Here is a 258-nt window from a genome sequence, read left to right on the forward strand (position 1 = left end):
GGGCAGCGGTTATTTCCGTACCCGTGTTGCCCAGCCGTATCTGGAAAGCGGGGCACTGGTTCGTGAAATTGATGCGCCGGAGTTCAGTTATCCGGTGTTTCTGGTCTATTCCCGAGCCAGGAAAAGCGCGCAACTGGAAAGAGCGTTCTCTGTGTTGCAGACCACATTGGCCCGCCAGGCGGAGTGGTAACAGAGACGTTGCTGGCGTTATGATTCGCGCCCGTTTTCGCTGCCGGAGCGCTCCTATGCCGTCTTCTT

Annotated in this window: 1 pseudogene; it reads left to right on the top strand. The window is 57.4% G+C overall.

Going from position 1 to position 258, the window contains the following annotated elements:
- Positions 1 to 190 (top strand): annotated as a pseudogene (locus tag A3754_RS28185) (LysR family transcriptional regulator); the annotation flags it as partial.
- Positions 191 to 258: the final 68 nt, after the last annotated feature.

The organism is Alcanivorax sp. HI0083 (assembly GCF_001635175.1).